This is a genomic window from Kitasatospora sp. GP30, from assembly GCF_029892145.1.
Lineage (GTDB): Bacteria > Actinomycetota > Actinomycetes > Streptomycetales > Streptomycetaceae > Kitasatospora > Kitasatospora acidiphila.
In genome coordinates this window covers 67,340-81,697 of sequence record NZ_JARZAH010000030.1, presented here as the reverse complement: position 1 = coordinate 81,697, position 14,358 = coordinate 67,340, and the positions used below count along the sequence as shown (strand labels likewise).

Below are 14,358 nucleotides of genomic sequence, written 5' to 3'. Positions count from 1 at the left end.
ATGCTGTTTGGCACCGGCCGCCATCGTCGCCGTACCACCGCCGAGAAGGCCATCGCCGTAGCCGGCGTGGCAGGCGCGGGAGTTGCGATGCCGCTGCTCACCGCGACCGGCGCGCACGCCGCCCCGGTCTCCGTGTGGGACGGCGTGGCGAACTGCGAGAGCACCAGCAACTGGTCGATCAACACCGGCAACGGCTTCTACGGCGGGCTGCAGTTCACCAACTCGACCTGGGCCGCGTACGGCGGCACCCAGTACGCCCCGCGGGCCGACCTGGCCGGCAAGGACCAGCAGATCGCGGTCGCCGAGCGGGTGCTGGCCTCGCAGGGGCCGGGCGCCTGGCCGGTCTGCTCGGTCAAGGCCGGGCTGACCCAGGGCGGCGCCCCGGCCTCCGCGAACCCCGGCGGCGGCGCGGCCGCCTCCCGGTCCGCCGAGCGGTCGGCCCAGCCCCAGCAGGCTCAGCCCCAGCAGGCCAAGCCGCAGCAGGCCCAGCCCAAGTCGGCCGCCCCGCAGCACCGGTCGACCCCGAAGCCGGCCCAGCCGAAGCCGGCCCCGCAGCCGGCCCAGCCCGCCATGACCGGCGCCCACGAGTACACCGTCCGGCCCGGCGACACGCTCTCCACCATCGCCCAGGTCCAGCACGTGGCCGGCGGCTGGCAGGCGGTCTACCAGGCCAATCACACGACGGTCGGCCAGGACCCGAACCTGATCTTCCCCGGCCAGACGCTCCACCTCGGCTGACCCGCCGACGCCCGGCCCCTGGGGCCGTCGCGCCGGCGGCGGCCCCGGTCCGGGGCGGACGGGCATTCAGGTGAACTACCGACAGGTAGCAGAACCACACCGTGAGACGGGAGCCAGGTCCCGGTCTCCGGTCGGGCCGGTGCGGTTAGGCTCTGGTCGTAAGGCCCCCGTCCTCCCGCTGTCCCCAGGACCGCTTCCGCAAGGAGATGCATAGTGCCGTCCATCGATGTCGTCGTCGCACGCGAGATCCTCGACTCCCGCGGCAACCCCACGGTCGAGGTCGAGGTCGGCCTCGACGACGGCAGCACCGGCCGTGCCGCCGTCCCGTCCGGCGCCTCCACCGGAGCCTTCGAGGCGCTGGAGCTGCGTGACGGTGACAAGAACCGCTACGGCGGCAAGGGCGTGGAGAAGGCCGTCCTCGCCGTCATCGAGCAGATCGGCCCGGAGCTGGTCGGCTACGACGCCACCGAGCAGCGGCTGATCGACCAGGCGATGCTCGACCTGGACGCCACCCCGGACAAGTCCTCGCTCGGCGCCAACGCCATCCTCGGCGTCTCGCTGGCCGTGGCGCACGCCGCCTCCGAGGCCTCGGACCTGCCGCTCTTCCGCTACCTTGGCGGCCCGAACGCGCACGTCCTGCCGGTCCCGCTGATGAACATCCTCAACGGCGGCGCGCACGCCGACTCCAACGTGGACATCCAGGAGTTCATGATCGCGCCGATCGGCGCCGAGTCGTTCTCCGAGGCGCTGCGCTGGGGTGCCGAGATCTACCACACCCTCAAGGCGGTGCTGAAGGAGCGCGGCCTGTCCACCGGCCTGGGTGACGAGGGCGGCTTCGCGCCGAGCCTGGAGACCAACCGCGCCGCGCTGGACCTCATCACCGAGGCCATCAAGCAGGCCGGCTACGTGCCGGGCAAGGACATCGCGCTGGCCATGGACGTCGCCGCCTCCGAGTTCTACAAGGACGGCGCCTACCAGTTCGAGGGCAAGTCGCTGTCGGCCGCCGAGCTGATCGACTACTACGCCGACCTGGTCGACTCCTACCCGATGGTCTCCATCGAGGACCCGCTGAACGAGGAGGACTGGGAGGGCTGGAAGGCCATCACCGACAAGCTCGGCAGCAAGGTCCAGCTGGTCGGTGACGACCTGTTCGTCACCAACCCGGAGCGCCTGGCCCGGGGCATCGAGACCGGCACCGCCAACGCGCTGCTGGTGAAGGTGAACCAGATCGGCTCGCTGACCGAGACCCTGGACGCCGTCGAGCTGGCCCAGCGCAACGGCTACCGCTGCGTGATGTCGCACCGCTCGGGCGAGACCGAGGACGTCACCATCGCCGACCTGGCCGTCGCCACCAACTGCGGCCAGATCAAGACCGGTGCCCCGGCCCGCTCGGACCGCGTCGCCAAGTACAACCAGCTGCTGCGCATCGAGGAGATCCTCGACGACGCCGCCGAGTACGCGGGCCGCGCCGCGTTCCCGCGCTTCCGCTCTGCGGAGTAACAAGCACAGTCGCTCTGCGGAGTAACAAGCACAGTCGCTCCGCGGAGCAACAAGCGCAGTCGCTCCGCGGAGTGACAGGCCCAGCAAGTTCGAGGGCTGACGAACTCGGCAAATGACCGGTGCCCCGGCCGCCACCGCTTAGGGTGGGGCCGGGGCACCGGCGCGACGGAGGGGCGAGGAGTTCATGGCAGCGTGGAAGTTCCCGGGGCGGCCGCGGTTCACCAGCCGGGCCACCGTGCTGGTGCTGGTGCTCTGCTCGCTGGTGGCGATCCTGGCCTATCCGGCACGTCAGTTCATTAACCAGCGGGACGAGATCGCCGCCCAGCGGGTCAAGGCCGAGCAGGCCAAGGACGCGGTGCAGCAGCTGACCGCCGAGAAGGCCCGCTGGCAGGACCCGGAGTTCGTCAAGGCCCAGGCCCGGCAGCGGCTGCACTACGCGATGCCCGGCGAGACCCCGTTCACCGCCGTCGACCCCACCCCGGGGCCCGGCGCCACCCAGCCGTCCGGCACCGGCTCCGGGCCGGCCGCCAAGGCCCTCCCCTGGTACACCACCGTCTGGAACTCGGTGGACGCCGCCGCCTCACCCTCCCCCGCCCCCGCTCCGTGAAGACCTGATGAGCCATGAGTACTGAGAACCAGCCCGTCGCGGACCGCGACCTCGCCGCCGTGGCGGCCCAGCTCGGCCGGGTGCCGCGCGGTACCCGTGCCGTCGCGCACCGCTGCCCGTGCGGCAACCCCGATGTGGTGGAGACCGCGCCCCGGCTGCCGGACGGCACGCCGTTCCCCACCCTCTACTACCTGACCTGCCCCAAGGCCGCCTCGCTGATCGGCACCCTGGAGGCGGACGGCGTGATGAAGGAGCAGACCGCCCGGCTGGCCGAGGACCCGGAGCTGGCGGCCGCCTACCAGAAGGCGCACGAGGACTACATCGCCCGCCGGGACGCCATCGAGGTGCTGGAGGGCTTCCCGTCGGCCGGTGGCATGCCGGACCGGGTGAAGTGCCTGCACGTGCTGGTCGGCCACTCGCTGGCGGCCGGCGAGGGCGTCAACCCGCTGGGTGACGAGGCGCTGGCGATGCTGCCCGAGTGGTGGCGCAAGGGCTCCTGCGTCACCGAGGAGCAGATCCAGGCCGGCGTCGAGGCGCTGCGGCGGCAGCGCGAGGAGGCCGAGGACCACGCCGGGGTGATCGCCGCCAAGGAGCGCAAGACGGCCGAGCGGGCCGCCAAGCGGGCCGCCGCCGAGTCGGAGCAGGACGGTCCGGAGCAGGGCGGTCCGGAGCAGCCAGGGGAGAGCCAGTGAGCAGCATCCGGGTGGCCGCGGTCGACTGCGGCACCAACTCGATCCGCCTGCTGATCGCCGACATCGACCCGCAGGCCGGGCATGCCGTCGACCTGGACCGCCGGCTGCTGATGGTGCGGCTCGGCCAGGACGTGGACCGCACCGGGCGGTTGGCGCCCGAGGCGCTGGAGCGCACCTTCGCGGCCTGCCGCGAGTACGCCGCGGTGATCGCCGAGTACGGCGTGGCCCCGGAGCGGACCAGGTTCGTGGCCACCAGCGCCACCCGGGACGCCGAGAACAGCGCCGAGTTCGCCAAGGGCGTGCGGGCGATCCTCGGGGTCGACCCGGAGGTGGTCTCCGGTGACGAGGAGGCGCAGCTCTCCTTCGCCGGTGCCACCAAGGGCCTGGCCGGCACCGCGGTCGCGGCCCCGTACCTGGTCTTCGACCTGGGCGGCGGCTCCACCGAGTTCGTGCTGGGCGGGGAGACCGTGCGGGCCGCGCGCTCGGTGGACATCGGCTCGGTGCGGCTGACGGAGCGCCACTTCGCCGGTTCCGACGTGCCGACCTCGGTCCAGATCGCGGCGGCCGAGGCGGACATCGCGCAGGGGCTGAACCTCGCCGCCGAGACGGTGCCGCTGACCGAGGCGGCCACCCTGGTCGGCCTGGCCGGCACGGTCACCTCGGTGGCCGCGATCGCGCTCGGCCTGCCCGAGTACCAGTCGGCCCGGATCCACCACTCCAGGCTCTCGCTGACCCGGGTCCGCGAGGTGACCGAGCAGCTGCTCGGCGCCACCCACGCCGAGCGGGCGGCCATTCCGTCGCTGCACCCCGGGCGGGTCGACGTGATCGGGGCCGGCGCACTGGTACTGCGTTCGATCATGGAGCGCACCGGCGCCGCCGAGCTGGTGGTGAGCGAGCACGACATCCTGGACGGCGTCGCCTGGAGCCTGGTCTCCTGACCCCCTTCTGACGGACCGCCACCCCGGCCCGGGACCCTCGGGCCGGGGTGGCGCGCCCGGCGCCGCGAGAAGCTTCGTGAATTTCTTCACATGGAGTTCCCCCCGTTCTCCGCAGTCCGACGACCGGTTCGTCCGGTATGCGGGATTGAAGGCGTCGGGGTGGCTGCGGCCGATGGATCCCAGGCGGGGTTCCGGCTCGGCCGATGGAATCCAAACAGGTGTCAGTTAAGGTGCCAGTGGCGGCGGATCGCTGCTGCTCAATCGGGTGAGCGGAATTCAAACGTCCGCCCGAGGCCGCCCCCGGCAGTCGTGCGCAGGAGTGGGGCCCGAGTTGTGGGCGGGCAGTGTAGCAGGCCCTGTCCATCACCTTGTGACGGGCCTCACGAAGGGTGCTCCGAGCGGTGCTGGATACTTTCCGATATGAGCACCACGGAGCGTCCTCGCATCCTCATTGTCGGCGGTGGTTACGTCGGCCTGTATGCCGCGATGCGCATCCTCAAGAAGATGCGCTTCGGGGAGGCGACCGTCACGGTCGTCGACCCGCGGTCGTACATGACGTACCTGCCCTTCCTTCCCGAGGCGGCCGGCGGCAACGTCGCGCCTCGCAACCTCGTCGCGCCGCTGCGCAGCGCCCTCAAGAACGCGGAGGTCCTCACCGGTCAGGTGACCGAGGTGGACCACGCCCGCAAGGTCGCCACCATCGCGCCGCTCGCCGGCGACACCTACGAGCTGCCCTTCGACTACCTGGTCGTGGCCACCGGCTCGGTCTCCCGCACCTTCCCGATCCCCGGCCTGGCCGAGCACGGCATCGGCATGAAGACGGTCGAGGAGGCGATCAGCCTCCGCAACCACGTCCTGGCCCAGCTGGACAAGGCCGAGTCCACTACGGACGAGGCGATCCGCCGCAAGGCCCTCACCTTCGTGGTCATCGGCGGCGGCTTCGCCGGCGTCGAGACCATCGCCGAGGTCGAGGACATGGCCCGCGACGCGGTCAAGCTCTACAAGACCGTCAGCCGTGACGACATGCGCTTCGTCATGGTCGAGGCCGCCAACCGGATCCTGCCCGAGGTGGGCCCCGACCTGGGCCTGTGGACCAAGGGCAAGCTCGAGGAGCGCAACATCGAGGTCTTCATCGAGACCTCGATGGACTCCTGCGTCGACCAGCACGTGGTGCTGAAGAACGGCGAGGAGATGGACGCGGCCACCATCGTGTGGACCGCGGGCGTCAAGCCGAACCCGGTGGTCGCCAACTTCGGCCTGCCGCTGGGCCCGCGCGGGCACGTCGACACCGCCCCGACCCTGCAGGTGCAGGGCTTCGACTACGTCTGGGCGGCCGGCGACAACGCCCAGGTGCCGGACCTCGCCTCCGGCGAGGGCGCCTGGTGCCCGCCGAACGCGCAGCACGCGGTGCGCCAGGCGGCGGTGCTCGGCGACAACGTGGTGTCCGGCATGCGGGGCTTCCCGCAGAAGGAGTACCGCCACAAGAACCTCGGTGCGGTCGCCGGTCTGGGCCTGCACAAGGGCGTCGCGATCCTCTTCGGCAAGGTCAAGCTGAAGGGCCGCCCGGCCTGGTGGTTCCACCGCCTGTACCACGGCGCGATGGTGCCGACCATGAACCGGAAGATCCGGGTCTTCACCGACTGGACGCTGGCGATGTTCCTCAAGCGGGAGACCGTCGGCCTCGCGCAGATGGAGAAGCCGTTCGACGCCTTCCAGGAGGCCGCCGGACCGGCCCGGCCGAAGCCGGCCACCGCGCCTGCCGAGTCGGACAAGGCGCTCGCCGGGAAGTAATCAGCAGCGACTGATCCCGGGCGGCAAGTCCGGGGTATGAGTCGGAGGCCCTCCGCCCGGCAGCGCCGCCGGACCACGACCTCCGTGGTGCTCAGCCGGTTGTGCGACCGGGCGGAGTACGAACCAGCAGGATCGGCAAAGGGCCTCGGCCCGGTGGAGAGGACCACCGGGCCGAGGCCCTTTCGCATGCCCGGTTCCGTCAGGCGGCCTTGATGCTGTCCAGGATGTCCAGCTTGGCGGCCCGCCGGGAGGGCCAGAACGCGGCCACCAGGCCGACCACCGCGGACAGTCCCAGGAAGACCAGCAGCTGTCCCCAGGGCAGCACCGTGGTCAGGTTGGCGACCGAGTCCTTCAGCGAGCCGTTGACGGCCCAGGCCAGGAAGCAGCCGAGGACCAGGCCGAGCACCGCGCCGAACAGCGAGATCACCACCGACTCCAGCCGGACCATCCGCTTGACGGCCCGCCGGTCCAGGCCGATCGCCCGCAGCATGCCGATCTCCCGCTTCCGCTCGAAGACCGACATCGCCATGGTGTTGATCACGCCGAGCACGGCCACCACGATCGACATCGCCAGCAGGCCGTAGAGCATGTTCAGCGCGAACGCGATCACCGAGCTGACCTTGTTCTTCAGGTCCTGCTTGGTCTGCACGTCGATCAGCGGGTTGTCGCCGCCGGCGGCCACCAGGGCCTGGCGCAGCGACTGGCTCTCCCCGCCGGTGCCCTTCACCAGCACCACGTTGGTGTTGCTCTGCACGTGGTGCGCGGTCAGCACGGCGTTGTCCACCAGCATCGGCTTGAGCAGCGCGTTGTCGGTGAAGATCCCGCCGACGGTCAGCGAGGCGGTGCCGTCCGGGAAGACGGTCGGCACGGTGCTGCCGACGCTGAGGTTCATCGACTTGGCGGCTTCGGCCGTGACCAGCAGCTTGCCCTGGCCGAGCGCGTCGACCGAGCCGCTGGTGACACCGAGGTTCATCACCTGGGCGGCGTGCGCCGCGTCGAGGCCGGAGACGCCGCGGTGGCTGTCGCCGATCTTGAGGTAGCTCTCGGTCAGCGGGGAGGCCGCGGTCACGCCGGGCGCCTGGGCGACCCGGGTGGCGATGTCGGGGGAGATGCTCAGCCCGTTGGAGAGGCCCACCGCGTAGTCGGCCTTCATGCCGTTGGCGACCTCGCGGTCCAGCATGCCGTTGAACGAGGCGCCCAGCACGGTCAGCGCGGAGACCAGGGTCAGACCGATGGTCAGCGCCGAGGCGGTGGCGGCGGTGCGGCGCGGGTTGCGCACCGCGTTCTGCCGGGCCAGCTTGCCGGAGACCCCGAACAGGGCGGCCAGCAGCGGGCCGACCACCGCGATCAGCGGCCGGGAGAGCAGCGGGGTCAGGATGAAGATCCCGATCAGCGAGCCGGCGGCACCGCCGGCCAGCGCCGAGTTGCCACCGGTGCCCTGGGAGGCCCCGATGATCAGCGCCAGACCACCGGCGGTGATCACCGCGCCGATGGTGTTGCGGACCACCAGGCTCTTCTGGTTGGCGGGCTGGTCGGCGCTGCTCATCGCGGCCACCGGGGCGATCCGGGCGGCGCGGCGGGCCGGCAGCAGGGCGGAGAGCACGGTCACCACGATGCCGGTGGCCAGTGCGGCCACCACGGTGGTCGGGCTGATGATCAGCGGCCCGGTGGGGGTGCTGCCGTTGCCCAGCGAGCCGATCAGCGACTGCAGGCCGGCGCCGATCCCGATGCCGGCCAGCAGACCGGCGACGGCGGCGACCGTGCCGATCAGCAGCGCCTCGACCAGCACCGAGCGGGTGACCTGCTTGCGGCTGGCCCCGATGGCGCGCAGCAGGGCGAGCTCACGGGTGCGCTGGGCGACCAGCATGGTGAAGGTGTTGGCGATGATGAAGATGCCGACGAAGAGCGAGATCCCGGCGAAGGCCAGCAGCATGGTGCGCATGCTCTTGGTGCCCTCCTGGATCATCTGCTGCTGGTCGGCCAGCAGCTGGTCGGCGGTCTGGACCGTGATGCTGTGCGCGTTCGGAAGGACCGTCAGGGCCTCGGACTGCAGGGCGGCCTGGCTGGTGCCGCCCGCGGCGGCCAGCTCGATGGCGTCGAACTGGCCGGGCTGCAGCAGCAGTCGCTGCGCGCTGGCGGTGTCGAACAGCGTCAGCGGGTTGCCGGAGCTCACCCCCGGGTCGTCGGTGGTGAAGATGCCGGTCAGCTTGGCGTCGATGGCCGGGCCGTTGACCGCCACCCGGACGGTGTCGCCGACGTGGTAGCCGGCCTTGTCGGCGCTGGCCTTGTCGAGCGCTATCTCGCCGCTGTGCTGCGGGCCCTGGCCCTGGACCATCTGGTAGCGGGCGTCCTGGCCGTCGGCACCGGGGGCGAAGTTGCCGCCCATCGAGTCCTGGCCCTTGCCGATGCTCTTGCCGCTCTTGTCGGCCACCGCGGTGAAGCCGTTCACCACGCCGCGGGCCTGGGCCACCCCGGGCAGGGCGGCGAGCTTGCTGACGGTGGCCGCGGTCAGGTGCGGGTCGTCGGCGCTGGTGTCCTCGTTGGCTATGCCGGCCGGGGCGGCGTTGTTGTCGTCGATCCGCACCGAGAGGTGGTCGTAGCTCTTGCTGTAGCTGTTCTTCAGGGCGGAGCCGAAGGTGTCGGAGAAGACCAGGGTGCCGGCCACGAAGGCGGTGCCGAGCAGCACGGCCAGCATGGTCATCAGCAGCCGGCCCTTGTGGGCCAGCACATTGCGCAGTGCGGTGCGGTACATCAGCTGGTCCGCCCCTTCGCGTCGAAGCTGCGCATCCGGTCCAGCACCGCGTCGGCGGTGGGGGCGGTCAGCTCGTCGACGATCCGGCCGTCGGCCAGGAAGACCACCCGGTCCGCGTAGCTCGCGGCCACCGGGTCGTGGGTCACCATGACCACGGTCTGGCCGAGGTCGCGCACCGAGTTGCGCAGGAAGGCGAGGATCTCGCCGCCGGAGCGGGAGTCCAGGTTGCCGGTCGGCTCGTCGGCGAAGATGATCTCGGGGCGGCCGGCCAGGGCCCGGGCGCAGGCCACCCGCTGCTGCTGGCCGCCGGAGAGCTGGCTCGGGCGGTGGCTGAGGCGGCCGGACAGGCCCACGGTGTCCACCACCGCGTCCAGCCAGGCCTTGTCGACCTTGCGGCCGGCGATGTCCATCGGCAGCGTGATGTTCTCCAGCGCGGTCAGGGTCGGCAGCAGGTTGAAGGCCTGGAAGATGAAGCCGATCTTGTCCCGGCGCAGCTGGGTCAGCTGCTTGTCCTTCAGCCCGACCAGTTCGGTGTCACCGATCGTGGCGGAGCCCGAGGAGACCGCGTCCAGCCCGGCCATGCAGTGCATCAGGGTCGACTTGCCGGAACCCGACGGTCCCATGATCGCGGTGAACTCGCCCTGCCGGAACTCGACGCTGACGTCGTCCAGGGCCACCACCCTGGTCTCGCCGGCGCCGTAGACCTTGTTGAGTCCGACTGCCTTGGCGGCCGCGCGGCCGGTTCGGACGGCCGCGGTCGTCGTGGTCATGAGACTGCTCCTGGGTCGGGTGGGCAGGCACCGGCCTAGCGGCGCACTGCGGGGACTACTCCATGCTCACCCGTGACCAGGGTGCATAACGTCGCCCCGGGGGACGGTTGCGCCCCCGACCGACGGTCTGATCCGAGCCATCCGGTCTCCTCCTGCGGTATGACGCCGACCCTGATGGCCGGATCCCGATGCTCCCTGGCCGAATGGCGGACAGTTCGTCAGATGGCAAGGAAACATGACAACTTCCTCGGTAAGGAACATGCGCAAGGGCGATCAGGACGGCTAGGCTCGGGGGTGCCCGGAGAAACGGGCGAAGCGGGTCCGGCCCGGATGGTGGAACGCAGACACGGGCAGCTTAAAACTGCTTGGCCGCGAGGCCGTGCCGGTTCGAGTCCGGCTCCGGGCACCTGTGCACAGCGCCGCTTGCCAGTGGGGGGTAGGGCCGGCTCGGGAGTCCCTGAGCCGGCGCCACCAGCGGCTAGGCTCAGGACCATGCCCGATGCCACCGAACTGCTCGACGCCGTCGACCACCTCGCCGACCGGTTTCGAGCCATGCCGCAGAGTCGGCTGCTCGGCGCGGTGCCCGGCCACCCGGCGCGGGCTGCGGCGGGGCTGGCGCTGGCCAGGGAGTTGGCGGCCCGTACCCAGCGGCTGGCCGAGGGCCCGCAGGCGGTGCCGCGCGAGCTGCCGGACGCCGGTGCCTTCGCCGTCGGCGACCAGATCGCGGTGACCGGGCACGACCTGGTGGCCGCCCTCGCGGACGACACCCCCGGGAACGACGAAGCCGCGGCCGCGCTCCTGGCGGAGGCGGTCGCGGCGGTCGACGCGGTGGCGAGGCTCTGCGCCTGAGCCGCTGCCGGTGACGGGCCCTCAGATGCTGGCCACCACCCGGTCGGCCAGCACGTAGACGGCTTCCTCGTCGGTGGAGAAGGTCAGCGAGTAGGAGCCGGAGAACCGGGAGCCGCCGAGCAGCCGGACGTCCTCGCCGCCCCGCACCGCGTCGATCAGCCGGTAGGCCGCCTCGCGGTCGCCGGGGGCCACGCAGAGCGTGGTGCCGTCGGCGAAGGCGTAGACGTCCAGGGTGCCCAGCGGGCCGGGGCGCACGTCGGTCAGGGCCACCCGCTCGTCGGCCAGCGCGGTCAGCCGGGTGTCGGTCCACTCGCGGGACGGGGTGGGGCTGGGCACGAAGTCCGGGTGCGAGGGGTGGCGGCGCGGGTCGGGGGCCGGCTCGGCTTGGGCCGGCTCGGGGTCGAGCAGCCCGGCCTCCAGGCCGGTGGCCAGCAGGTCGGCCTCCCGGCGGGCGCGCTGGTCGTGGTCGTTCTGGGTGGGGGCGCCGGGCATGCTCGGGTGGTTGACCGGGCCGGGCAGCACCCCGCTGTCGCTGATCATGCCCTCCAGCGCGGAGCGCAGCGCCTCGCCGAACGCCGGGTCGATGGTGTCGGCGCTGTCCGCCGCCTCCTGCGGGCCGGTCGGGCGGGGGAAGAAGACCGGCCAGTTCTCCGCGCCGAGGCCCGCCAGTCCGTTCAGCGGGCCGTCCAGCTCCCCGCTCGGGAACGGGGCGTCCAGCAGCGGGTCGTCCTCGGCCGCGCGGGCCTCCTGCTCGGCCCAGAACGCCCGGGCCTCGCTGATCTCCCGCTCCCGGTCGGCGGCCAGCGCCTCGGAGACGGCCCGGCGTATCGCCGCCTCGTCCAGTGCGCCGTCCCGCTCCGCCCCAGCCTGCGCGGCCAGTTGGCGGGAGAGGCCGCGTACCCGAACGAGGACGGCTGACGACACGGCGATCAGGATCAGCAGCAGCGAGATGTACACGGCGCTCACGGAACGTACTCCTTGGGCGGAGTGGAACTTGGGAACGTCTCCACCCTGCCCCATGGACGGCTGGTGCTGCAGGGGAAGATGTCCGAAATGTCCGTGACGTTGGTCATTGTCCCGAAAGTCTCACGTATCACGGTGTACGCTGTGCGGTCGGCCGACTCCGGACTGTTGAATTCGTGCCCCCTGAAGATGAGTTGAGGGCCGGATCGGGTGTCCCGATGTGATCCGGCCCTCAATCACGATGCGTTATGCCAACCGGGTGTCAGCCCCGGCTCAACTCACCGAGCGTGCATCAGCTGAGACGCTCGATCACCATGGCCATGCCCTGGCCGCCACCCACGCACATGGTCTCCAGGCCGAACTGCTTGTCGTGCCACTGCAGGGAGTTGATCAGGGTGGTGGTGATCCGGGCACCGGTCATGCCGAACGGGTGGCCGACCGCGATCGCGCCGCCGTTGACGTTCAGCTTGTCGATGTCGATGCCCAGGTCCCGGTAGGACGGGATGACCTGCGCGGCGAACGCCTCGTTGATCTCGACCAGGTCGATGTCGCCGATGGTCAGCCCGGCCCGCTTCAGCGCCTGCCGGGAGGCCTCCACCGGGCCGTAGCCCATGATCTCCGGGGAGAGCGCCGAGACGCCGGTGGAGACCACCCGGGCCAGCGGCGTGATGCCCAGCTCGCGGGCCTTGGTGTCGGACATGATGACCAGCGCGGCCGCCCCGTCGTTCAGCGGGCAGCAGTTGCCGGCGGTGACCGTGCCGTCCGGGCGGAAGACCGGCTTGAGGCCCTGCACGCCCTCCAGGCTGACGCCGGCGCGCGGGCCGTCGTCCTTGCTGACCACGGTGCCGTCGGGCAGCGTCACCGGGACGATCTCGCGCTCCCAGAAGCCGGCCTTGATCGCGGCCTCGGCGAGGTTCTGCGAGCGGACGCCGAACTCGTCCTGGTCGGCCCGGGTGATGCCCTTGAGCGCGGCCAGGTTCTCGGCGGTCTGGCCCATCGCGATGTAGGCGTCCGGCAGCAGCCCGTCCTCGCGCGGGTCGTGCCACTCGCCGCCGCCCTCCTCGGCGCGCTTGGCGGTGCGGGCCACCGCCTCGGCGAACAGCGGGTTCTGGGTGTCCGGCATCCCGTCCGAGGTGCCCTTGATGCTGCGCGAGACGGTCTCCACGCCGGCCGAGATGAAGACGTCGCCCTCGCCCGCCTTGATCGCGTGCAGCGCCATCCGGGTGGTCTGCAGCGAGGAGGAGCAGTAGCGGGTGATGGTGGTGCCGGGCAGGTAGTCCATGCCCATCTGCACCGCGACGATCCGGGCCAGGTTGTGGCCCTGCTCGCCACCCGGCAGGCCGCAGCCCAGCATCAGGTCGTCGATCTCGCGCGGGTCCAGCTGCGGCACCTTGGCGAGGGCGGCCTGGATCATGGCGGCGGTCAGGTCGTCCGGGCGCATGTCCTTGAGCGAGCCCTTGAAGGCACGGCCGATCGGCGACCGGGCTGCGCTGACGATGACGGCTTCGGGCATGACGGCTCCTCATGGCGTGTCCGGCGGCTGACGGACGTGTCCGGATGCTACGGAGAGGAAAGTTACTCCCAAGTAGTCCGTGCGTCATCCGGCTCCGGGTGTGAGCTGGCCGACGTATCCGGGCCGCCGCCGACCGGCAGTGCGAACCGCAGCCGCTGCTTGACCAATGCCCAGCGCCGTCCGCCCGCACCCTCGATGGCCGAGGCCACCTCGGTGCCGGACCGCCCGGCCGCGGTCGCCGCCGCCACCGCCATCGGCAGCACCGCCTCCCGGTTGCCCGGCTCGGGCGGCGCCATCTCCTGCGGCCACAGGTCGAGCGCCGCGCAGACCGACGGCAGCACCGCCATCGCGGCCGTGGCATAGCCCTGGGCGGAGGGGTGGAACCGGTCCGAGGCGAACAGCTCGGGCCGGGCCGCGAACTCCGGCCCGAGCAGCGAGCCCAGCGACACCGTCCGCCCGCCGGCCTCCACCACCGCTATGGTCTGCGCGGCGGCCAGCTGCCGGCTGACCCGCCGGGCCAGCCAGCGCAGCGGCGGCCGCACCGGCTTGATGGTGCCCAGGTCCGGGCAGGTGCCCACCACCACCTCGCAGCCGAAGGTGCGCAGGTCGCGCACCGCCTCGCCGAGCAGCCGCACCGCCTGGGTCGGCGGGGTGCGCCGCCGCACGTCATTGGCCCCGATCATGATCACGGCGACGTCCGGGCGGGCCGTGAGCGCGTGCCGCACCTGGCGCGCCAGGTCGTCGGAACGGGCGCCGGAGACCGCCACGTTGACCAGCTCGACCCGGTGCTCGGCGACCGAGGCGAGCCCGGCCGCGAGCAGCGAGCCCGGGGTCTCCCGGCTGCGCCGCACCCCCAGGCCGACCGCCGTGGAGTCGCCCAGGAACGCCAGCACCAGCGGCTTGCGCCCGGCGTCGGCCGGGTCGACGAAGCCGTCCCCGTAGAGCCCGTCGGCCTTCGGCGGATCGCCCTCCAGCACCCCGACGGCCCTTATCGCCAGCCGGCCCTCGGTGATCAGGACCCCGGCCAGGCCCATCCCGAGCAGCCCCAGGCCGCCACCGCCGTACGCCGCCGCGGTGGCGATCCGGCGCGCCACCCTGGCCCGTGAGTGGTGCGACCCTGGCATCCGCGACCCCCTTCGCCTCGACCGGTCCGGCGGGGCGCCGAACGGTTTCCTTGCAGCGTGCATACCCCCGGACGGCTTGGCGCTATCGGATCGGGTGAGCCATCCGGAGCCATAGGCTTGT

General features: G+C 71.8%; 12 protein-coding genes and 1 tRNA gene. 8 read left to right on the top strand and 5 right to left on the bottom strand.

Annotated features, from left to right (window positions below; all coding sequences use genetic code 11):
• The 6 genes from P3T35_RS30055 to P3T35_RS30030 all read left to right on the top strand — a co-directional run bounded on the left by P3T35_RS30055 (window position 1) and on the right by P3T35_RS30030 (window position 6,266).
• Window positions 1-738, top strand: coding sequence for a transglycosylase family protein (locus P3T35_RS30055; RefSeq protein ID WP_101381966.1), 738 nt, complete (start codon window positions 1-3; stop codon window positions 736-738).
• Window positions 739-951: 213 nt separating this feature from the next.
• Window positions 952-2,238 (top strand): phosphopyruvate hydratase, encoded by a 1,287-nt coding sequence (eno, locus tag P3T35_RS30050; protein ID WP_101381967.1) that lies wholly within the window; start codon window positions 952-954, stop codon window positions 2,236-2,238.
• Between the two features lie 184 nt (window positions 2,239-2,422).
• The gene (locus tag P3T35_RS30045; protein WP_101381968.1) at window positions 2,423-2,845 is read left to right on the top strand and encodes a septum formation initiator family protein; all 423 of its coding nucleotides are present in this window, start codon (window positions 2,423-2,425) and stop codon (window positions 2,843-2,845) included.
• A 14-nt stretch (window positions 2,846-2,859) separates the two neighbouring features.
• Window positions 2,860-3,537, top strand: a complete 678-nt coding sequence (locus tag P3T35_RS30040; RefSeq protein WP_101381969.1) for a DUF501 domain-containing protein — start codon at window positions 2,860-2,862, stop codon at window positions 3,535-3,537.
• Window positions 3,534-4,475 carry a Ppx/GppA phosphatase family protein gene (locus P3T35_RS30035; RefSeq protein WP_101381970.1) on the top strand — a complete coding sequence of 314 codons (942 nt, stop codon included), beginning with the start codon at window positions 3,534-3,536 and terminating at the stop codon, window positions 4,473-4,475. The genes P3T35_RS30040 and P3T35_RS30035 overlap by 4 nt, the downstream gene beginning before the upstream one ends.
• A gap of 420 nt (window positions 4,476-4,895) precedes the next feature.
• Window positions 4,896-6,266: an NAD(P)/FAD-dependent oxidoreductase gene (locus tag P3T35_RS30030; protein ID WP_101381971.1), complete on the top strand. Its 1,371-nt coding sequence runs from the start codon at window positions 4,896-4,898 to the stop codon at window positions 6,264-6,266.
• Window positions 6,267-6,465: 199 nt separating this feature from the next.
• Here the strand turns inward: P3T35_RS30030 and P3T35_RS30025 are convergent, their stop codons facing one another.
• Window positions 6,466-9,018 carry an ABC transporter permease gene (locus P3T35_RS30025; protein WP_101381972.1) on the bottom strand — a complete coding sequence of 851 codons (2,553 nt, stop codon included), beginning with the start codon at window positions 9,016-9,018 and terminating at the stop codon, window positions 6,466-6,468.
• Window positions 9,018-9,788, bottom strand: a complete 771-nt coding sequence (locus P3T35_RS30020) for an ABC transporter ATP-binding protein (protein ID WP_101381973.1) — start codon at window positions 9,786-9,788, stop codon at window positions 9,018-9,020. Before P3T35_RS30020 ends, P3T35_RS30025 begins: the two co-directional genes overlap by 1 nt.
• Window positions 9,789-10,112: 324 nt before the next feature.
• On the opposite strand from P3T35_RS30020, the gene P3T35_RS30015 reads away from it, so the two are divergent.
• Window positions 10,113-10,194, top strand: a tRNA-Leu gene (locus P3T35_RS30015).
• 86 nt (window positions 10,195-10,280) lie between these two features.
• Window positions 10,281-10,637 (top strand): hypothetical protein, encoded by a 357-nt coding sequence (locus P3T35_RS30010; protein WP_101381974.1) that lies wholly within the window; start codon window positions 10,281-10,283, stop codon window positions 10,635-10,637.
• A 21-nt stretch (window positions 10,638-10,658) separates the two neighbouring features.
• Here the strand turns inward: P3T35_RS30010 and P3T35_RS30005 are convergent, their stop codons facing one another.
• The 3 genes from P3T35_RS30005 to P3T35_RS29995 all read right to left on the bottom strand — a co-directional run bounded on the left by P3T35_RS30005 (window position 10,659) and on the right by P3T35_RS29995 (window position 14,237).
• The gene (locus P3T35_RS30005) at window positions 10,659-11,603 is read right to left on the bottom strand and encodes a hypothetical protein (protein ID WP_101381975.1); all 945 of its coding nucleotides are present in this window, start codon (window positions 11,601-11,603) and stop codon (window positions 10,659-10,661) included.
• Between the two features lie 289 nt (window positions 11,604-11,892).
• Window positions 11,893-13,113, bottom strand: coding sequence for an acetyl-CoA C-acetyltransferase (locus P3T35_RS30000; protein WP_101381976.1), 1,221 nt, complete (start codon window positions 13,111-13,113; stop codon window positions 11,893-11,895).
• A 62-nt stretch (window positions 13,114-13,175) separates the two neighbouring features.
• Window positions 13,176-14,237: an SGNH/GDSL hydrolase family protein gene (locus tag P3T35_RS29995; RefSeq protein ID WP_101381977.1), complete on the bottom strand. Its 1,062-nt coding sequence runs from the start codon at window positions 14,235-14,237 to the stop codon at window positions 13,176-13,178.
• Between the last annotated feature and the right edge of the window lie 121 nt (window positions 14,238-14,358).